We start from the raw sequence: 18,778 nt of genomic DNA on the forward strand, positions 1-18,778 counted from the left end.
TCGAATTCTCGAATGCAGTTATTGCTCTGGTACCGCAAGGACTCCGGCGCCTGCTGGTGTTGGCCCGCAATCCCTTGTGCCACAAGCCTTCCGGCTCGAAAGCGAAACAAGCATACACAAAATAGCACGGTCGTTCAATTTCAATTTTGGGCCGCGCGCGCGGCGCCATGCGCGGGCTTTATGGCGGCCCTTTCCGGCGTTCATGTTGATCCTGCGGCGAGACTGAAACCCTCAGGGGGAACCCGTAGGAAAAAGGAAGGAATGTCGTGAATTGTGGCGCCAAATACACCCGAAAGACGAATCCTCCATCGCAAACGAAAATGTTTGACGCCGGACTCCAATCGGCCGGACAAGAGCCTGTAGACTCGCGCCTTTTCGTTTTTCGGGACGGCGCCCACGCTTCCGCTCACGAGGCTGCAGGCAGGCGACTTTCCCAACCAACCCAGCCAACCTGATGTCCTCCCAACGACCTCCTGCCCAGCACCAACACCCGGCTGTCGAGCACGACGACCTGCACCGCAAGCTCAAGGCGCGCCATCTGACCATGATCGCGCTCGGCGGCGCCATCGGCACCGGCCTGTTTGTCGCCTCGGGTGCGTCGATTGCGCAGTCCGGGCCTGGTGGCGCGCTGCTGGCGTATTGCCTGATCGGGCTGATGGTCTATTGCCTGATGACGAGCCTGGGCGAACTCGCCGTGCACATGCCGGTGGCCGGTTCGTTCGTTACCTATAGCGCGCTCTACGTGGAAGAAGGCTTCGGTTTTGCCCTGGGCTGGAACTACTGGTTCAGCCTGGCGGTGACGATCGCCGTGGAGTTGACCGCCGCCCAGCTTGTCATGCAGTACTGGTTCCCTGGCGTGCCGGGCATCTACTGGAGCGCCGGCTTCCTGGCCCTGATGTTCGCGCTCAATGCGTTCTCGGTACGTGGCTTCGGTGAAGCCGAATACTGGTTCGCACTGATCAAGATCGTTACCGTGATCATCTTCCTGGTTGTTGGCGTGCTGATGATCGCCGGCATCCTCAAGGGCGGCCCGCAGTCCGGCTGGCACAATTTCACGGCAGGTGAGGCGCCGTTCGTCGGCGGTTTGCCCGGCATGTTCGCGGTAGCGATGATCGCGGGATTTTCGTTCCTGGGCACCGAGACAGTCGGCGTTGCCGCCGGTGAGGCCACCGACCCGTCACGCACGATTCCTCGCGCCATTCGTCAGACGTTCTGGCGCATCCTGCTGTTCTACGTGCTGGCCATCCTGATCATCGGCGTACTGATTCCCTATACCGATCCCAATCTGTTGCGCAACGACGTGACCGACGTCGGTGTCAGCCCGTTCGCACTGGTGTTCCGCCATGCCGGACTGGCACTGGCCGCGGGACTGATGAACGCGGTGATCCTGACCGCGCTGCTATCGGCCGGCACGTCGAGCATGTACGTGTCCACGCGCATTCTCTATGGCCTGGCCGTGAGCGGCCGCGCCCCGCGGGCATTCGCCAGGCTGACTGCCGGCGGCGTGCCATTCAATGCGCTGCTCGTCACCACGGCCATCGGCGCGTTGTGTTTCTTCAGTTCGCTGTTTGGCGACAAGGCGCTTTACCTGTGGCTGCTGAACACCTCGGCCATGACCGGCTTTTTCGCATGGTTTGGCATTGCAATCAGCCACTACCGCTTTCGCAAGGGGCTGATCGCGCAAGGCCACAAGGTCACCGACCTTTCTTATCGATCGCCGCTCTATCCGTTTGGCCCGATCTTTGCCGGCGTGCTCTGCCTGGTGATCGTGGCCGGCCAGAACTACCAGGCCTTTGCCGACATTCCGGGGCGTTGGCAGGAAATACTGGCCACGTATATCGGCGTGCCAGTATTCCTGGTCCTCTGGCTGGGCTATCGGCTGGTGCGCAAGACGCGAATCATCGCCTACGAGGACATGCCTTTCGAGATCGTGAAGAAGAAATAAGCGGAATGCGCGCAGGCTACCGTAGGGACGTGTGAACACACGCGGAGAGAAATCGCAGGCCGCATCAGACCTCCAGCCATTCCTTCCGAATCTGCGCATTCGCCTTCAGTTCCGTCGGCGTGCCTTCGAACACGATGTGGCCATGCCCCATCACATAGACGCGCTGTGAGATATCCAGCGCAATGGCCAGCTTCTGTTCGATCAGCAGCACCGACACGCCACGCGCCTTGAGCGTCTTCAGGAAGTCGCCGACCAGCGTCACGATCATTGGCGCCAGGCCCTCGGTCGGTTCGTCGATCAGGATCAGGTCCGGGTCGCCCATCAGCGTGCGGCACAGCGTCAGCATCTGCTGCTCGCCACCCGAGAGCACGCCGGCCGACGTGTTCTCGCGCTCCTTGAGGCGCGGGAACATGGCGTACATGTCCTCCACGCTCCAGCGCGGTTTTTGTTGGCGCGGATTGCGCTTCTCGCCCAGCAGCAGGTTCTGGCGGACGGTCAGCGTGGGGAAGATGTCGCGGTTTTCCGGCACATAGCCGATACCCGCGTGCGCGATCTCGAAAGTGCGGCGCCCCAGGATTTCGTCGCCACGGAAGCGCACCGATCCCTCGGCCTTGACCATGCCCAGGATCGCCTTGGCCATCGTCGAACGCCCCACGCCATTGCGCCCGAGCAGCGCCACGATCTCGCCTTCGTCGATATGGGCATCCACACCGTGCAGGATGTGGCTCTTGCCGTAGTACGCATGCAGGCCGGCAACTTCCAGCATGGGCTTGCTCATTCGTGGGCTCCTGCCATCTCGGGTTCGTCAAGCGTGGTGCCAAGATAGGCTTCCTTGACACGGCGGTTGTTGCGGATGGCCTCGGGCGTGTCCGTGGCGATCACCTCGCCGTAGACCAGCACCGAGATACGGTCGGCCAGGCCGAATACCACGCTCATGTCGTGCTCCACCATGACCAGCGTCTTGCCCACCGTCACCTTGCGGATCAGTTCCACGGCATGGTCGGACTCCGAGCGGCTCATGCCCGCGGTGGGCTCGTCGAGCAGAATCACCTCGGCGCCGCCGGCGATGGTGATGCCGATCTCCAGCGCGCGCTGCTCGGCGTACGTCAGCAGGCCCGCCTGCGTGTTGCGGCGGTGCTGCATGCCGATCAGCTCCAGCACCTCGTCCGCGCGCTCCTTCGCATCGCGCAGCGCCGAGAGCCGGTGCCAGAACGAATACTTGTACCCCAGAGACCAGAGCACCGCACAGCGCAGATTCTCGAATACCGACAGCCGGTGAAAGATGTTGGTGATCTGGAAGCTGCGCGACAGCCCCATGCGATTGATCTCGAATGGCCGCAATCCTGCGATGCTCTCACCATTCAGCTTTACCGTGCCCGAGGTTGGCGCGAAGCGTCCCGAGATCAGGTTGAACGTGGTGGACTTGCCGGCACCGTTGGGTCCGATCAGTGCGTGACGCTCGCCCTTGCCGATGGTCAGCGTGACGCCACGGATGATCTCGGTTTGCCCGAAACGCTTGCGAACGTCCGAAAGTTCGAGTGCGGCAGTCATGCCTGGCCTCCCGTTTCCGCCTGAATGGCGTCCAGCTCCGCGCGCACCTTCGTCGTGGCCCAGCGCCATGCCGCATAGCCCAGCGCCCATAGCGCCGCCGCCACGATCCACGGCGGCAAGGTTCCCGCATCGAAGCCGATGCCGAGCAACGTCATCGCCGTGCCGTTGGCGCTGTCGACCTGCACCTTGTAGACCATTTCCACCGTCAGGATCATTGCAGCCAGCAACACCAGGCCCGCCACGCCCGCCTGCGAGTACGACGGCACCATGCGCCCGAATTTCTTCTTCGCCACCAGCGGCAGTTGCATCAGCAACAGACTCGCAATGCCGCCGGGCACGAACATCACCATCATCACGAAGAACAGACCCAGATAGAGCAGCCAGGCCTTGGTCAGGTCCGACAGCGCCACGGCAAACAGCGTGAAAACGATGGCGCCGATCACGGGGCCAAAGAACACCCCCGCGCCCCCGATGAACGCGGCCAGCAGCACGCCGCCAGATCGAACCGCACTGACATTCTCGGCCGAGACGATCTCGAAGTTGATGGCGGACAGCGCACCCGCAATGCCAGCGAAGAATGCCGACAGGATCAGCACCAGGTAGCGCACACGCTGCGTGTTGTAGCCGATGAATTCCACGCGCTCGGGATTGTCCCGCACCGCGTTGGCGATGCGGCCCAGCGGCGTCTGCGTCCAGGCGTACATGGCCACCATCGACAGAAAGCACCAGATCGCGATCAGGTAGTAGACCTGGCGACCCGGGCCGAACGTGATGCCCAGGAACGGATCACCGGCCACGCGGTTGGTGGAGATGCCGCCCTCACCGCCAAAGAAATCGGGAAACATCAGCGAACTGGCAAAGACCATCTCGCCGATACCCATCGTGATCATCGCAAAGGTGGTGCCGGACTTCTTGGTTGTGACGTAACCGAACAGCACGCCAAAGAACGCCCCGGCCAGGCCGCCCACCAGCGGCAGCATCGACACGGGCAGCCAGACCTTGCCAGCCCCGATCATGTTCAGGACGTGCACGGCGATGAAGGCGCCCAGCCCCGAATACACGGCGTGCCCGAACGAGAGCATGCCAGTCTGGCCCAGCAGCATGTTGTAGGAGAGCGCGAAGATGATCATGATGCCCATCTGCGACATCAGCGTCACCGCGAAACCCCCGGTGAAAAGCAGCGGCATCACCAGCATCAGCAGCGCCGTGATGCTCCAGATGATCCAGCGCGCCAGGTTCAGCGGACGGTACCGCAGCGTGCGCCCCGTCACCACCGGATTGGAGCTTTGTTCCATCGTCGTCGACTCCATCGCTCAGCTCTCCCGGGTGCCCATGAGCCCGCGCGGGCGGAATATCAGCATGACCACCAGCAGCAGGTAAGGCATCACCGGCGCCACCTGGGCCACGGTGAGTTTCCATACCGAACTGAGGGGCGTTGCGTCGCTGACGGCCACGCCAAAGCTGCCGAACAGGCCCGCCAGCGATGCATCGATGGTCACCGCGAACGTCTGCAGCACGCCAATCAGGATCGAGGCGATAAACGCCCCGACCAGAGAACCCATGCCGCCCACCACCGCCACAACGAAGACGATCGACCCCACGGCGGCCGCCATCGAAGGCTCGGTGACGAAGGCATTGCCACCGATCACACCGGCCAGCCCTGCCAGCGCCGCGCCGCCGCCGAACACCATCATGAAAACGCGCGGCACGTTGTGGCCCAGTGCCTCGACCATTTCGGGATGAGTCAGCGCGGCCTGGATCACGAGGCCGATGCGCGTGCGCGTCAGTACCAGGTAGATCGCCACCAGCATGCCCAGCGACACCAGCATCATGAAGGCGCGGTATTTGGGAAAGGACGACGTGAACACCGTGAACAATGGCCCGTCCAGTTCGGCCGGGATGCGGTAAGGCACGGCAGCCAGGCCCCAGACCAGCTTGACGCCTTCCTCGATCAGGTAGGCCAGTCCGAACGTGAACAGCAGCTCCGCCACGTGGCCGTACTTGTGGACGGCGCGCAGCCCGAAGCGTTCCACCAGCGCACCGGCACCCGCCACCAGCAGCGGCGCCAGGATCAGTGCCGGCCAGAAGCCGACCTTGGTAGCGATGGTGTAGGCAAAGTAGGCGCCCAGCATGTAGAAGCTGGCGTGGGCAAAATTGAGCACGCCCATCATGCTGAAGATCAGCGTGAGCCCCGATGACAGCATGAACAGCAGCAGCCCATAGCTGACGCCGTTCAATAGCGAGATGACGAAGAATTCCACGGCGAGTCCTCAGGGCCGGTTCCCGGAGCCGGAACGTAACCCGACAAAAGCCATATTGTCAGGGGTTCCCGCGCCACGGGGAACCCCATCCCACGTCCAGCCGGCCGATCAGCCGCCGCTGCCGGGCCGCTTCATCTGGCACGACGTGGGTTGCGCCGCCACGAACTGGTCCAGCGTCGCGTTGGTCTTCCACCCGTAACCGGTGTTTTCCTGGTCGTACTTGACGTCCTTGCCGTTGACCTTCGTCCAGGTGGCCACCACCAGCGGTTGCTGGGCCTGATGGTCGGAGTTACGCATCTCCACGGTGCCGTTCATGCTCTCCACCTTGATGCCTTCCATCGCCTTGGCCACCTTGACCGGATCGGTCGATCCACTGTCCTTGATGGCCTTGGCCAGCATGGCAACGCCCGTGTAAGACGCCATCACATAGAAGTCGTCGTTGTACTTCTTCTTGTAGCCCTCGACGATATCCGCGCCCCGGAACGTCGGATTATTCGGGTTGTAGTAGCCCACGTACTTGACGTGCTCGGCGCCCGCCGCGCCCATCGCCGTGGGCACGCCGGTCGTGCCCGCGTAGTAGGTGTAATAGTTGACCGGCAGGCCGGCGTCCTTGCCCGCCTTGATCAGCAGGGCCAGGTCGCTGCCCCAGTTGCCCGTGATCACGGTATCGGCACCCGACGCCTTGATCTTGGCCGCATACGGGGCAAAATCCTTGACCTGCGCCAGCGGGTGCAGGTCTTCACCGACGATCTGGATGTCTGGCCGCTTGCGCTTCAGGTAGTCCTTGGCGGCGCGCGCCACCTGGTGCCCGAACGAGTAGTTCTGATTGATCAGGTAGACCTTCTTGACGTTGGTATCCTTGGCCAGATACGTCGTCAGGGCCTCCATCTTCATATCCGAGTTGGCGTCCAGCCGGAAATGCCAGTAGCTGCATTTGCTGTTCGTCATGTCCGGGTCCACGGCCGCGTAGTTCAGGTAGACGATCTCCTTGCCCGGATTGCGCTCGTTGTGCTTGGCCACCGCATCTTCCAGCGCCAGGCCCACCGACGAGCCGTTGCCCTGCACGATATAGCGGATATTCTGGTCGACCACCTGCTTGAGGATGGTCAGGCTTTCCTGCGGGCTCAGCTTGTTATCGAAGCCCACCACTTCAAACTTGTGCGCGCCGCCCCAACCCTTCTGGTTGGCCACGTCAGCCACGTACTGCCAGCTCTTGAGCTGGTTCTGGCCCACCGGGGCCATCAGCCCCGACAACGGATCGATAAAGGCGATCTTCACCGTTTCGGCCGCCGCCATACCCGATGCCAGCGCGGAACCCAGAGCAACAACTGCAGCCACACCTTTTACCAGCGGACGCAACCTCGTCATACCTGTCTCCTTCACTTTGTTGTCGTTGGCGATTGACGGCCGCCCGCGCCCTCCACGCGCGCGCGGCCGCGTCTGCGTTTGTCCCCGTGGGGGACACCGCAAATGCCTGCCACCTTGCCGGACATTCGATGCCCGAGGCGTGGATGCCTCAGGCGCTGGGCAGCTTGTAATCCTTGAACTGCTCGCGCAGCTTGAGCTTCTGCATCTTGCCCGTCGCGGTCAGCGGGATTTCGGTGACGAACGCCACATCGTCGGGAATCCACCACTTGGCGACCTTGCCTTCGAAGAAGCCGAGCAGTTCCTCGCGCGTGACATCCATATTGGGGCGCTTGACCACCACGAGCAGCGGGCGCTCGTCCCATTTGGGGTGGTACGCCGAGATGCAGGCGGCCATGTGCACGGCCGGATGGGCCGCGGCCACGTTCTCGACATCGATCGACGAAATCCATTCGCCGCCCGACTTGATCACGTCCTTGCTGCGGTCCGTGATCTGCATGTAGCCCTCTTCGTCGATCGTGGCCACGTCGCCGGTCGGGAACCAGCCATCCACCAGCGGGTTGTTGTCATTGCGGTAGTAATGGTCGATGACCCACGGGCCACGTACCAGCAGGTCGCCGAACGCCTTGCCGTCCCACGGCAGTTCCTGGCCCTCGCCGTCGACGATCTTCATGTCGACGCCGTAGATCACGCGGCCCTGCTTTTCCAGGATCTTGTGCCGCGCATCCTCGGGCAGGTCCTTGTGGCGCGCCAGCAGCTTGCACGACGTACCCAGCGGCGACATCTCGGTCATGCCCCAGGCATGGATCACCTCCACGTCGAGCGATTCCAGCGCGCGGATCATCGCCGGCGGCGCGGCCGAACCGCCGATCACGGTGCGGCGGAACGTCGAGAACCTGAGCTTGTTCGATTGCACGTACTGCAGCAGTCCCAGCCACACGGTCGGCACGCCCGCCGAGAACGTCACGCCTTCCTGCTCGAACAGTTCGTAGAGCGACGCGCCGTCGAGCTTGGCGCCCGGAAATACCAGCTTGGCACCGACCAGCGGCACCGAGTAAGGCAGGCCCCAGGCGTTGACGTGGAACATCGGCACCACGGGCAGGATCACGTCCTTGGCCGAGCAGCCCAGCGCGTCCGGCAGCGCCGATGCGTACGAATGCAACACCGTCGACCGGTGCGAATACAGCGCGCCCTTGGGATTCCCGGTGGTGCCGGACGTATAGCAAAGGCTCGACGCCTGGTTCTCGTCGAGTTCCGGCCATTCGTACTCGCCATCGTGGGCGTCGATCAGATCCTCGTAGCAGAGCAGGTCGACCTTCGATTCCGCCGGCATATGGGCGCGGTCGGACATCATGATCCAGCCCTTCACGTTCGGGCAGTGTGGCGCCACGCCTTCCACCAGCGGCAGGAACGTGGCATCAAAGAAGATGAAGCGGTCTTCGGCGTGATTGACGATATAGGCGATCTGTTCCGGGAACAGGCGCGGATTGATCGTATGGCAGACGGCACCCATGCCCGACACGCCATAGTAGACCTCCAGGTGCCGGTAGCCATTCCAGGCCAGCGTGCCCACGCGATCGCCCTGCTCCACGTCCAGCGCCTCGAGCGCCTGCGCCACCTTACGGGCACGCAGCTCGCACTCGCGATAGGTATATCGATGGAGGTCGCCTTCAGTTCGCCGTGAGACGATTTCGGTGCTGCCGTAGTAGCGCGCAGCGTGCCTGATGATGGAGGAAATGAGCAGCGGCGCGCTCATCATTTGACCCATCAATGCCATGAAACGGTCTCCTTGGTTCGGAAGAAAACGAACAACCGTTCTTATTTTTGGCCGATCTTTCCCACATCCTGCAAAAGCATCGACAAAAAATGAAGAAACTTGTTGGTGATGTTGGTGGACTGACGCGTAGTGGTGTCTCTCTCCAAACCCACTTGCGCACCCTGCCATGCACGGGATTGATGTCCGCCATTTGCGTCGTTTTTTGACTGGTCTACGAGCAGCGGACAACCCTTGGCCGGCAGGGGAAAACCGGTGCAAGTACAATACTGCGTGCCCTGATGTGTCTCAATATGTCGTTTTCCCCTAGCGTCATGCACGCCGTCTATGTGAACCGGAACGGGACTCGCGGCAATGCCATCCGGCGCATGCCCCGGCCGGCTATTGATCCAGGTCTGTCCAGGGGCAACCCCCGCACCTTTGCCAGCGCATCCGATGCCTACTGATTCCACCGACGCCCTGCCGCGCACCCCATTCGCCGTACCGTTCACCACGGCGCCAGGCATGGCGGCCCTTGGCGAACGCTTCTTCACGCGCCTGGCACCTACGCCCCTGCCATCGCCCTATCTGATTGGCGTGGCCCCGGCCGCCGCCGCATTGCTGGGCTGGGATGCGTCCAGGCTGCCCGCCGTCACGCAGGACGCGCAATTCATCGATACCTTCATCGGCAATGCCGTGCCCGACTGGGCCGACCCGCTGGCTACGGTCTACTCGGGCCACCAGTTCGGAGTCTGGGCCGGACAGCTTGGCGATGGCCGTGCCATCCGGCTGGCGGAAGCGCAAATGCCGGACGGCCCGTGGGAGATCCAGCTCAAGGGCGCCGGCCTGACTCCGTATTCCCGTATGGCCGATGGCCGCGCGGTACTGCGTTCGTCGATCCGGGAATACCTCTGCTCCGAAGCCATGCATGCGTTGGGGGTACCGACCACGCGCGCGATGGCGATCGTCGGGTCCGATGCGCCGGTGCGGCGCGAAACCATCGAGACTTCGGCCGTGGTCACGCGCCTGGCGCCCAGCTTCATCCGGTTCGGCCACTTTGAACATTTCGCGGCACGCGAGGATCATGCCTCGCTGAAACAGCTTGCGGATTTCGTGATCGACCGCTTCTATCCGGCCTGCCGCGACGAGGCCAGCCCCTATCAGGCGCTACTGCGCGAGGTATCGCTGCGCACGGCCGACATGGTGGCGCACTGGCAGGCCGTGGGCTTCTGCCACGGCGTGATGAACACCGACAATATGTCGATCCTGGGCCTGACGATCGACTACGGTCCGTTCGGCTTCCTGGATGCCTTCGACGCCAATCACATCTGCAACCATTCGGACCAGCAGGGCCGCTACGCCTACAGCCAGCAGCCGCAGATCGCGTTCTGGAACCTCCACTGCCTGGCCCAGGCGCTGCTGCCACTGTGGCGCGATACCACCGCCGCGGATGCCGAAGCCGCAAAGGAAGCCGCCGTGGAGGCCGCGCGCGAGGCGCTCGATCCGTTCCGCGACCGCTATGCCTCGGCGTTTTTCCGCCACTACCGCGCGAAGCTCGGACTTCGTACCGAGCAGGAACAGGACGAGACGCTGATGACGAACCTGTTCCGCGTGATGCACGCCAACCGCGTGGATTACACGTTGTTCTGGCGCAACCTGGCCCAGGTAGGGTCGCAGGACGCCTCTTGCGACGCACCGGTGCGCGACCTGTTCATGGACCGCGCCGCCTGGGACGCCTGGGCGGCCGAATACCGTGCCCGTTTGCAGGCGGAACAGTCCGAAGACGCGGCGCGCAGGGTTGCAATGCTGCAAGTCAACCCGAAATACGTGCTCCGGAACCACATCGCCGAAACCGCCATCCGCGCCGCGCGTGACAAGGACTTTTCCGAAGTGGACCGCGTGCTGGGCGTGCTCTCGAAACCCTTCGACGAGCAGCCCGAAGCGGCCCACTATGCGGCCCTGCCGCCCGATTGGGCTTCAGGACTCGAAGTCAGCTGTTCGTCCTGAGCGGCAGGACCAGCGGGATCCCACAAAGGAAACAAGATGACCACAACCAAGACCGATGCCCAATGGCGTGAGCAGCTGTCCGACGTCGAATACCGCGTGACGCGTGAAGCCGCCACCGAGCGGCCGTTCACGGGCCGCTACTGGGACCACTGGGACCAGGGCATCTATCATTGCGTGGGCTGCGGCACGCCGTTGTTCGAATCGACCACCAAGTTCGATGCCGGCTGCGGCTGGCCCAGCTATTTTCGGCCCATCAATGGCGAGGTCATTGCCGAGCATGTGGACCATAGTCATGGCATGACGCGCGTGGAGGTTCGCTGCAAGGAATGCGGCAGCCATCTGGGCCATGTTTTCGAAGATGGCCCCGCGCCGACCGGTCTGCGCTATTGCATCAACTCGGCTGCGTTAAAATTCGACGATCGCGATCCGGCTGATCGCGGGTGATTTCACCCGCACACCGGACGCCACGTCCAATCCGCCCGTCGGATTGCCAGCAGGCCAGGCTACATACCTGGCCCGCCAACCTGATTTGGTCCGCATGAAATTCCTGTTCGACCTGTTCCCGGTCATCCTGTTTTTTGTCGCCTTCAAGGTATTCGGCATCTATCAAGCCACGGCGGTGGCCATTGTGGCGACGGTGCTGCAGATTGCCTGGGTTCGCTTTCGCCACGGCAAGGTGGAGCCGATGCAATGGGTCAGCCTGCTGATCATTGGCGTGTTCGGCGGCGCGACGATCGTTTTGCACAACGAAACGTTCATCAAGTGGAAGCCGACGGTGCTTTACTGGCTGTTCGCGGTCACGCTGATCGGATCGGTCATCGGCTGGCGCAAGAACCTGATCCGCGCCATGATGGAAAAGCAGGTGACGCTGCCCGAGCCGATGTGGGGCCGGCTGAATGCCGCCTGGGCCGCCTTTTTCGCCGTCATGGGCGTGGTGAACCTGTACGTCGCCTACCAGTTTTCCACCGATACCTGGGTCAATTTCAAGCTGTTCGGCAGCATGGGCCTGATGGTCGTGTTCATCGTGGCGCAGAGCATCTGGCTGTCGCGCCATATCCAGGAAACCCCGTCGCAGGAAGGCCGTTCCGAGTAAGCGGAACCGCTCCATCCTCGCCTGTTCACCCTCCGGAAGGACTACCGATGGCCGCCGATCCCGCCACCATCGAGACGCTGCTGCGCGCGGCGCTCCACCCCACTCACCTGAACGTGCATGACGACAGCGCGGCCCATGCGGGCCATGCCGGCGCGGCGTCGGGTGGGGGTCATTACAACGTGCTGATCGTCAGCGACCGGTTCGCCGGCCATTCGCGGGTGACGCGTCACCGTATGGTGTATGATGCGCTGCACGATCTATTCCCCTCGCAAATTCATGCGCTGGCCGTCAGCGCGTACACCGACCAAGAATATCAATCCCGCGAAGCATGACGCGACGCGCTCTCGCTACTTTCAGACCTGACTCCATGAAGACCACCGTCCTCTCGTTCAGCCTGGCGGCTGTGCTCGCTGCTGGCAGCCTGCCCGTGTTCGCCCAGAACGCCGCCGTTGTGAATGGCAAGCCCATCCCGTCGGCCAAGGTGGACAAGCTGATTGCCGGCACCGGCCAGCCCGCCTCGCCCGAACTGCGCGACCGTGCCCGCACCATGCTGATCGACCGGGAACTGCTGGTGCAGGAAGCGTCCAAGCGCGGCATCCTGCAGCGCGATGACATTCAGGATCAACTGGAACAGGCTCGTCTGAACGTGCTGGCCGGTGCCGTGTTCGAAGACTACGTCCGCACGCATGGCGCCAGCGACGACGAACTGCGCAAGCAATACGACAAGATCAAGGGTCAGTTCGGCAACGGCAAGGAATACCATGCCCGCCACATCCTGGTTGAAAAGGAAGCCGATGCCAAGGCACTGATCGCCAAGATCAAGGGCGGCGCCAAGTTCGAGGACGTGGCCAAGGCTTCGTCGAAGGACACGGGTTCGGCAGCCAACGGCGGCGATCTGGACTGGGCCAACAACGGCAGCTACGTGCCTGAGTTCTCGGCCGCGATGACCGGGCTGAAAAAGGGCCAGATGACCGATACGCCGGTCAAGACGCAATTCGGCTGGCACATCATCGAACTCGTGGATGTGCGCGATGCCAAGATCCCGTCGTTCGAGGAAGTGAAGCCTCAGCTCCAGCAAATGCTGATGGGCGACCAGGCCTGGCAGCGTGAGCAGTTCCAGGCGATGATGAAGTCGCTCAAGGACAAGGCAAAGATCCAGTAAGTCTGAGTCTTGCTGCAACGAAACCGGCGCTTAGGCGCCGGTTTTTGTTTTTGCGTGCGGTTTGGCGCGCTCGGTAACATTCTGGTTCAGTTTGCGGGTTCCATCGACCCACCGCCCTCAGTAATATCTGAAAGCTCGGAGCGACCAGGACATTCGTCCAGGCGCGGCATCGAGCACGGAGATCAAAGGCATATGGGCGTGACGAGCGGCTACTGGTACATGTGGCACCTCTATTCCAGCGGGATGGTCTACTGCGCGCTGGGAATGCCCAACATCGAATGCACGGGCGGCCGCTGGCGCGAATTGCACCCCCACCTTCCCGTACGCGACCGCTACGCGCAGTCGAAGCTGTTGCAGGCCACCATCGCGTTCATGGAAGTGCGCGGAGAAATCCCCGTGCCGCCCGGCGCCGATCGCATGCGCCTGCTCTATTCGCGCTACCTGCCGTGGAGCGATCGACTCCGCACGCAGCAAGCGCCGGCACTGCAGCCTGACGAAAGTCCCTCCGATATTTCCGCTCCCGTTGCAGTCTGAGATTCTTCTCATGACCTGACGCAAGCGCCTGGTTTTCGGACACACAAGTTCACAAAACCCCTCTTGGCGCGCCATACCCCGAAGCCTAGGATCACTGCGCTGCGTGCATGAAAGCACGCAGCCCGTCACACGCGGTCATTTCCAATGGGCCTTTGGGGAGCAGCATGGCAGACGCATCAGAACTAATCGGCTGGATTGTCTTCAACGCGGTGATTCCGCTATTGGCGCCGTTCGCGCTGTTGCCGTTCGCCAAGGTACCGGAGTTCACGCGGTCCCGGAGCCGCGGCATCGTGCGTCGGGCGATCCAGGATGGGCAAATGCTATGGGCGGCGATTCCGATTAGCGCGAGCGCCTGCTACGCGCTCGCCGTGTGGATCGACCAGGCCGATCACTCCCGAGTGGATGCCTGGGTCCTGCTATGCATGCACGTCCTGCTGATCGTCGCCGGCTCAGTGCTCGTGTTGCTGGGTACGTTGGACGCCCATCCGAGAAGCCGCCGCAAACATGCAAAGGCGGGGATGACTCTCTATCTCTCCGTCATTTTGAGTTGCGCCAGCGCCGCTGCTTATGCCTACGCCCACGCGGCGCTGCCAGTCAACGGCAGTTGAACTACCGGCTGCCACCTATCAACGTCCACGAGGAGTCACACATGGAGAAATTTCTGACCCGTTACTTGGAGGATGAAGCGTTCCAGCGCAAGTGGGGCCGGCGTTTCGAGTGGGGCATCATCATTTACACCACACTCAGTATCCTGTTCTGCGAATGGCTGCGGCTCACACGGGACTGATGCCAGCGCAGACCTCGCGTGCCATAAAAAAACGCCCGCATATGCGGGCGTTCGTTCGAAGCGGCGAGTCCGATCAACCGACCCACTTACGTGCGTTGCGGAACATGCGCATCCACGGGCTGCCTCCGTCCGCGACGGCCTTCCAGGCGTCCGGTGCCCAGCTCATCGTGGCGGCACGGAAAACGCGCTCCGGGTGCGGCATCAGCGCGGTGAAACGGCCATCGACGGTCGTCACCGACGTAATGCCATCCGGAGAACCGTTCGGGTTCAGCGGATAGGCCTGCGTCACGGCGCCGCGGTTGTCGACGAAGCGGAGTGCCACGTTGACCTTGCCAATATCACCCTGCTGCGAGAAGTCGGCGAAACCTTCGCCGTGCGCCACGGCGATCGGAATGCGGCTGCCTTCCATGCCGGCAAAGAAGATCGACGGCGACTGCTGGACTTCCACAGTCACGAAACGGGCTTCGTACTGCTCCGACTGGTTGCGCGTGAACTTCGGCCATGCACCGGCGCCCGGGATGATCGGGGCCAGGTTGCTCATCATCTGGCAGCCATTGCACACGCCCAGGGCGAAGGTGTCCTGGCGGTTGAAGAAAGCGGCAAACTGCTCGGCCATCTGGCCATTGAACAGAATGGTCTTGGCCCAGCCCTCACCCGCGCCCAGCACGTCGCCGTAGCTGAAGCCGCCGCAGGCCACAAAGCCCTTGAAGTCCGCCAGGCTGGCGCGACCGGCGATCAGGTCGCTCATGTGCACGTCCACCGTATCGAAGCCTGCCAGGTCCATGCTGTAGGCCATCTCGATCTGCGAATTGACGCCCTGCTCACGCAGGATGGCAACGCGCGGCCGATTGCCGGTAGCGATGAACGGGGCTGCGACATCCTGCGCCGGATCGAACGTCAGCACCGGGCTGATACCGGGGTCGGCCGCGTCCAGCACGCTTTCGTACTCGCTGTCGGCGCAGGCCGGGTTGTCGCGCAGGCGCGCAATGCGCCAGCTCACCTCGGTCCAGGTGCGCTGCAATTCGGCACGTGCGGCGCCAAATACCTTCTTCGCATCGCGATAGATCTCGATCTGGTCGTTCGTGTTCGGCTTGCCGATCACATGGCTGCATGCCGACAGGCCAGCCTCGCGCAGTACGGCGAACACTTCGTCACGCTCTTGCGCACGGACCTGGATCACGGCACCGAGTTCTTCCGAGAACAGCGCGCGCAGCGTCTGGTCGTTGCGGCGCTCGGCAATCTGCTGTGCCCAGTTCTTGGCGTCGCCGTAGTCCTGCTCCTGGGTCGGATCCAGCGTCAGCATGTCGACATTGAGCGACACGCCAGTGTGGCCGGCAAATGCCATTTCCGCCACGGACGCCAGGAAACCGCCGTCGGAACGGTCGTGGTAGGCCAGCAGTTTGTCTTCGCGGTTCAGGCGCTGGATCACATTGAAGAAATTCTTCAGATCTTCCGGGCTGTCCACGTCCGGTGCGCAATCGCCCACCTGCTGCGTTACCTGCGCCAGGATGCTGCCGCCCATGCGGTTCTTCGCACGACCGAGGTCGATCGCGATCAGGACAGTCTCGCCGAGGTCGGTACGCAGTTGCGGGGTCAGCGTCTTGTTGGTGTCGTCCACGGCTGCAAACGCCGAGATGATCAGCGAAACCGGCGCCACCACTTCCTTGTCGCCATCGGCATCCGACCACTTGGTGCGCATCGACAGCGAATCCTTGCCCACCGGGATGCTGATGCCAAGCGCCGGGCACAGTTCCATGCCCACGGCATGCACGGTGTCGTACAGCTTGGCATCCTCGCCGGCAACGCCGCAGGCGGCCATCCAGTTGGCCGACAGCTTGACCTTGTTCAGATCCTTGACCGGGGCAGCCGCCAGGTTGGTCAGCGCCTCGCCAATCGCCATGCGGCCCGATGCCGGCGCGTCGATCACGGCCAACGGCGTGCGCTCGCCCATCGTCATCGCCTCACCGGCGCGGCCCTTGTAGTCGAGCGTCGTCACGGCCACGTCCGCAACCGGCACCTGCCACGGGCCGACCATCTGGTCGCGCGCGTTCATGCCGCCCACGGTACGGTCACCGATCGTGATCAGGAACGACTTGCTGGCGACGGTCGGATGACGCAGCACGTCGCTCACGGCCTGTTCCAGCGAAATACCGGTCACATCCACCGGCGGCAGTTCCCGCTCCACGCGCTGCACATCGCGGTGCATGCGCGGCGGCTTGCCCAGCAGCACTTCCATCGGCATGTTGACCGGATGGTGCTCCTTCAGCGCCGCATCCACATGGGAGTCCACGAGCTGCAGCTGCTTCTCTTCGGTGGCAATACCCACCACGGCAAACGGCGCGCGCTCACGCTCGCACATGGCCTGGAAGCGCGGCAGGTCGTTCGGGGCAATCGCCATCACGTACCGTTCCTGCGACTCGTTGCACCAGATTTCGGCCGGCGACAGGCCGGATTCCTCCAGATGCACCTGGCGCAGATCGAAGCGGGCACCGCGATCGGCACCGTCGACCAGCTCCGGGAAAGCATTCGAGATACCGCCCGCGCCGACATCGTGAATCGACAGGATCGGGTTCTCGTCGCCGAGCTGCCAGCAGGCGTTGATCACTTCCTGCGCGCGACGCTCCATTTCCGGGTTGCCGCGCTGCACGGAATCAAAGTCCAGGTCGGCCGTGTTGGTACCGGTAGCCATCGAGCTGGCGGCACCACCGCCCATGCCGATGCGCATGCCCGGGCCGCCCAGCTGAATCAGCAGCGTGCCGGCCGGCAGTGGGTCCTTGTGCGTATGGCTGGCGTCGATAGTGCCGATACCGCCGGCAATCATGATCGGCTTGTGATAGCCGCGCACGGTGCCACCGACGTTCTGCTCGTAGACGCGGAAGTAGCCACCCAGATTGGCACGGCCGAATTCGTTGTTGAACGCGGCGCCGCCCAGCGGGCCGTCGATCATGATCTGCAGCGGCGATGCGATACGGTCCGGCTTGCCGGTCACGCCGTGCTTGTCGTCCGGGTTGCGATGCGCCACCGGCTGTGCGGCGTCGCGGGCGTTTTCCCACGACTCGACAGCTTCGGGCAGCATCAGGTTCGACACCGTGAAGCCGGTCAGGCCGGCCTTCGGCTTGGCACCACGGCCCGTGGCACCTTCATCGCGGATTTCCCCGCCGGCGCCAGTCGAGGCACCCGGGAACGGCGAGATGGCGGTCGGGTGGTTGTGCGTTTCCACCTTCATCAGCGTATGGGTCAGCGCCTCGTGGCGGCCATATTGCTGCTCCGCGCCACGCGGGAACCAGCGCTCGGCCACATCGCCTTCCATCACGGCCGAGTTGTCCGAATAGGCCACGATCGAGCCTTGCGGGTTCAACTGGTGCGTGTTGCGGATCATCGCAAACAGCGATTTGTCCTGCGTGACGCCATCGATCGTCCACGTGGCGTTGAAGATCTTGTGGCGGCAGTGTTCGCTGTTGGCCTGCGCGAACATCATCAGTTCGACGTCAGTCGGATTGCGGCCGAGCTTGCCGTAGTTCTCCAGCAGATAGTCGATCTCGTCGTCCGAGAGCGCCAGGCCCATCGCCGTATTGGCATCCACCAGCGCGGCGCGGCCAGTGGAAATATCGATGAACTGCAGCGGCTTGGCCGGCAGTTCCTGGAACAGGCCGGCCGCCTCATCGCGCGTGGCGATCACGGTCTCGGTCATTCGGTCGAACAGGTGCGCGGCCACGGCGGCGCGCGTTCCGGCGTCCAGCGTCTTGCGGCCGCGCAGCAGGCCCTTCCTGCAAATTACGGTGATCTCGACGCCGCGTTCGACGCGGTGCACGTGGGTCAGACCGCAGTTATGGGCGATATCGGTGGCCTTGCTGGCCCACGGCGAGATCGTGCCGAAGCGCGGAATCACCACGAAACGGTCGCCGTCGGACTGGGCCGTAAACGGCGCGCCGTAGGTCAGCATGGCGCCGATGCGCGTCTGGTCCTCGGCGGACAACGGTGTGTCCGAATCGACAAAATGCACGAACTGGCCATGCACCGACTCAATATCGGCGTCGACTTGTTGAAGCGCGGCAAGCAGGCGTTGCTGACGGAAAGCAGAAAGCGCCAAAGCGCCAGGGAAGCACGAGAAATGCGCCATGATCGGTACGGTCAGGAGGCGTAGGAGGTGGGGCTAAGCGGCTGCCGGCACTGCTGAATGGAATGCCGACTGTCGGGAAACCGCTATTGTACCTTGTTGGCGGCCGCTTTTTGCATTGCGCAATACGGCTTGGGCGGACAGTACCGGGAAAATCGGACATCGCGGGCGTCCGGTGCCGCTTCCGGCGCCCGAATTCCGCT

16 protein-coding genes are annotated in these 18,778 nt (G+C 63.0%); 9 read left to right on the forward strand and 7 right to left on the reverse strand.

The genetic code is table 11. From position 1 onward, the window contains the following. Positions 1 to 454 precede the first annotated feature (454 nt). Positions 455 to 1,945 (forward strand): amino acid permease, encoded by a 1,491-nt coding sequence (locus tag AC3FLX_RS21445; RefSeq protein ID WP_488699331.1) that lies wholly within the window; start codon positions 455 to 457, stop codon positions 1,943 to 1,945. A 64-nt stretch (positions 1,946 to 2,009) separates the two neighbouring features. On the opposite strand, the gene AC3FLX_RS21450 is transcribed toward AC3FLX_RS21445, so the two are convergent. The 6 genes from AC3FLX_RS21450 to AC3FLX_RS21475 form a co-directional block, all read right to left on the reverse strand. Next, positions 2,010 to 2,723 carry an ABC transporter ATP-binding protein gene (locus AC3FLX_RS21450; RefSeq protein ID WP_488699332.1) on the reverse strand — a complete coding sequence of 238 codons (714 nt, stop codon included), beginning with the start codon at positions 2,721 to 2,723 and terminating at the stop codon, positions 2,010 to 2,012. Continuing rightward, a complete protein-coding gene (locus tag AC3FLX_RS21455; protein ID WP_488699333.1) occupies positions 2,720 to 3,496 on the reverse strand; it encodes an ABC transporter ATP-binding protein in 777 nt (258 codons plus the stop codon). The genes AC3FLX_RS21450 and AC3FLX_RS21455 overlap by 4 nt, the downstream gene beginning before the upstream one ends. Further along, positions 3,493 to 4,806: a branched-chain amino acid ABC transporter permease gene (locus AC3FLX_RS21460; protein ID WP_488699334.1), complete on the reverse strand. Its 1,314-nt coding sequence runs from the start codon at positions 4,804 to 4,806 to the stop codon at positions 3,493 to 3,495. The genes AC3FLX_RS21455 and AC3FLX_RS21460 overlap by 4 nt, the downstream gene beginning before the upstream one ends. Positions 4,807 to 4,809: 3 nt before the next feature. Next, positions 4,810 to 5,757 carry a branched-chain amino acid ABC transporter permease gene (locus AC3FLX_RS21465; protein ID WP_488699335.1) on the reverse strand — a complete coding sequence of 316 codons (948 nt, stop codon included), beginning with the start codon at positions 5,755 to 5,757 and terminating at the stop codon, positions 4,810 to 4,812. 108 nt (positions 5,758 to 5,865) lie between these two features. Then, complete coding sequence (locus AC3FLX_RS21470) at positions 5,866 to 7,125, reverse strand: branched-chain amino acid ABC transporter substrate-binding protein (RefSeq protein WP_488699336.1); 1,260 nt, start codon at positions 7,123 to 7,125, stop codon at positions 5,866 to 5,868. 148 nt (positions 7,126 to 7,273) lie between these two features. Continuing rightward, positions 7,274 to 8,899 carry a 3-(methylthio)propionyl-CoA ligase gene (locus AC3FLX_RS21475; protein ID WP_488699337.1) on the reverse strand — a complete coding sequence of 542 codons (1,626 nt, stop codon included), beginning with the start codon at positions 8,897 to 8,899 and terminating at the stop codon, positions 7,274 to 7,276. 432 nt (positions 8,900 to 9,331) lie between these two features. Between AC3FLX_RS21475 and AC3FLX_RS21480 the strand changes: the two genes are divergently transcribed. From AC3FLX_RS21480 to AC3FLX_RS21515, 8 genes are all read left to right on the forward strand, one after another. Beyond that, the gene (locus AC3FLX_RS21480; RefSeq protein ID WP_488699338.1) at positions 9,332 to 10,882 is read left to right on the forward strand and encodes a protein adenylyltransferase SelO; all 1,551 of its coding nucleotides are present in this window, start codon (positions 9,332 to 9,334) and stop codon (positions 10,880 to 10,882) included. 36 nt (positions 10,883 to 10,918) lie between these two features. Beyond that, positions 10,919 to 11,326 carry a peptide-methionine (R)-S-oxide reductase MsrB gene (msrB, locus tag AC3FLX_RS21485; protein ID WP_488699339.1) on the forward strand — a complete coding sequence of 136 codons (408 nt, stop codon included), beginning with the start codon at positions 10,919 to 10,921 and terminating at the stop codon, positions 11,324 to 11,326. Positions 11,327 to 11,420: 94 nt separating this feature from the next. Then, on the forward strand, positions 11,421 to 11,975 hold the full coding sequence (locus AC3FLX_RS21490; RefSeq protein WP_488699340.1) for a septation protein A: 555 nt from the start codon (positions 11,421 to 11,423) through the stop codon (positions 11,973 to 11,975). Positions 11,976 to 12,022: 47 nt separating this feature from the next. Then, on the forward strand, positions 12,023 to 12,307 hold the full coding sequence (locus AC3FLX_RS21495) for a BolA family protein (protein ID WP_488699341.1): 285 nt from the start codon (positions 12,023 to 12,025) through the stop codon (positions 12,305 to 12,307). A 35-nt stretch (positions 12,308 to 12,342) separates the two neighbouring features. Continuing rightward, a complete protein-coding gene (locus AC3FLX_RS21500) occupies positions 12,343 to 13,137 on the forward strand; it encodes a peptidylprolyl isomerase (RefSeq protein WP_488699342.1) in 795 nt (264 codons plus the stop codon). Positions 13,138 to 13,329: 192 nt separating this feature from the next. After that, positions 13,330 to 13,671 (forward strand): hypothetical protein, encoded by a 342-nt coding sequence (locus tag AC3FLX_RS21505; protein WP_488699343.1) that lies wholly within the window; start codon positions 13,330 to 13,332, stop codon positions 13,669 to 13,671. 164 nt (positions 13,672 to 13,835) lie between these two features. Continuing rightward, complete coding sequence (locus AC3FLX_RS21510; RefSeq protein WP_488699344.1) at positions 13,836 to 14,279, forward strand: hypothetical protein; 444 nt, start codon at positions 13,836 to 13,838, stop codon at positions 14,277 to 14,279. A 41-nt stretch (positions 14,280 to 14,320) separates the two neighbouring features. Beyond that, positions 14,321 to 14,458, forward strand: coding sequence for a hypothetical protein (locus AC3FLX_RS21515; protein ID WP_488699345.1), 138 nt, complete (start codon positions 14,321 to 14,323; stop codon positions 14,456 to 14,458). A 73-nt stretch (positions 14,459 to 14,531) separates the two neighbouring features. Here the strand turns inward: AC3FLX_RS21515 and purL are convergent, their stop codons facing one another. Then, positions 14,532 to 18,578, reverse strand: coding sequence for a phosphoribosylformylglycinamidine synthase (gene purL, locus AC3FLX_RS21520; protein WP_488699346.1), 4,047 nt, complete (start codon positions 18,576 to 18,578; stop codon positions 14,532 to 14,534). Between the last annotated feature and the right edge of the window lie 200 nt (positions 18,579 to 18,778).

The organism is Cupriavidus sp. 291-E7 (assembly GCF_057798835.1).

Coding starts and splice junctions, on each gene's coding strand:
- AC3FLX_RS21495 (WP_488699341.1), top strand. CDS start 12,023: ATGGCCGCCGATCCCGCCACCATCGAGACGCTGCTGCGCGCGGCGCTC.
- AC3FLX_RS21450 (WP_488699332.1), bottom strand. CDS start 2,723: ATGAGCAAGCCCATGCTGGAAGTTGCCGGCCTGCATGCGTACTACGGC.
- AC3FLX_RS21505 (WP_488699343.1), top strand. CDS start 13,330: ATGGGCGTGACGAGCGGCTACTGGTACATGTGGCACCTCTATTCCAGC.
- AC3FLX_RS21500 (WP_488699342.1), top strand. CDS start 12,343: ATGAAGACCACCGTCCTCTCGTTCAGCCTGGCGGCTGTGCTCGCTGCT.
- AC3FLX_RS21460 (WP_488699334.1), bottom strand. CDS start 4,806: ATGGAGTCGACGACGATGGAACAAAGCTCCAATCCGGTGGTGACGGGG.
- AC3FLX_RS21515 (WP_488699345.1), top strand. CDS start 14,321: ATGGAGAAATTTCTGACCCGTTACTTGGAGGATGAAGCGTTCCAGCGC.
- AC3FLX_RS21455 (WP_488699333.1), bottom strand. CDS start 3,496: ATGACTGCCGCACTCGAACTTTCGGACGTTCGCAAGCGTTTCGGGCAA.
- AC3FLX_RS21470 (WP_488699336.1), bottom strand. CDS start 7,125: ATGACGAGGTTGCGTCCGCTGGTAAAAGGTGTGGCTGCAGTTGTTGCT.
- AC3FLX_RS21445 (WP_488699331.1), top strand. CDS start 455: ATGTCCTCCCAACGACCTCCTGCCCAGCACCAACACCCGGCTGTCGAG.
- purL (WP_488699346.1), bottom strand. CDS start 18,578: ATGGCGCATTTCTCGTGCTTCCCTGGCGCTTTGGCGCTTTCTGCTTTC.
- AC3FLX_RS21510 (WP_488699344.1), top strand. CDS start 13,836: ATGGCAGACGCATCAGAACTAATCGGCTGGATTGTCTTCAACGCGGTG.
- msrB (WP_488699339.1), top strand. CDS start 10,919: ATGACCACAACCAAGACCGATGCCCAATGGCGTGAGCAGCTGTCCGAC.
- AC3FLX_RS21490 (WP_488699340.1), top strand. CDS start 11,421: ATGAAATTCCTGTTCGACCTGTTCCCGGTCATCCTGTTTTTTGTCGCC.
- AC3FLX_RS21480 (WP_488699338.1), top strand. CDS start 9,332: ATGCCTACTGATTCCACCGACGCCCTGCCGCGCACCCCATTCGCCGTA.
- AC3FLX_RS21475 (WP_488699337.1), bottom strand. CDS start 8,899: ATGGCATTGATGGGTCAAATGATGAGCGCGCCGCTGCTCATTTCCTCC.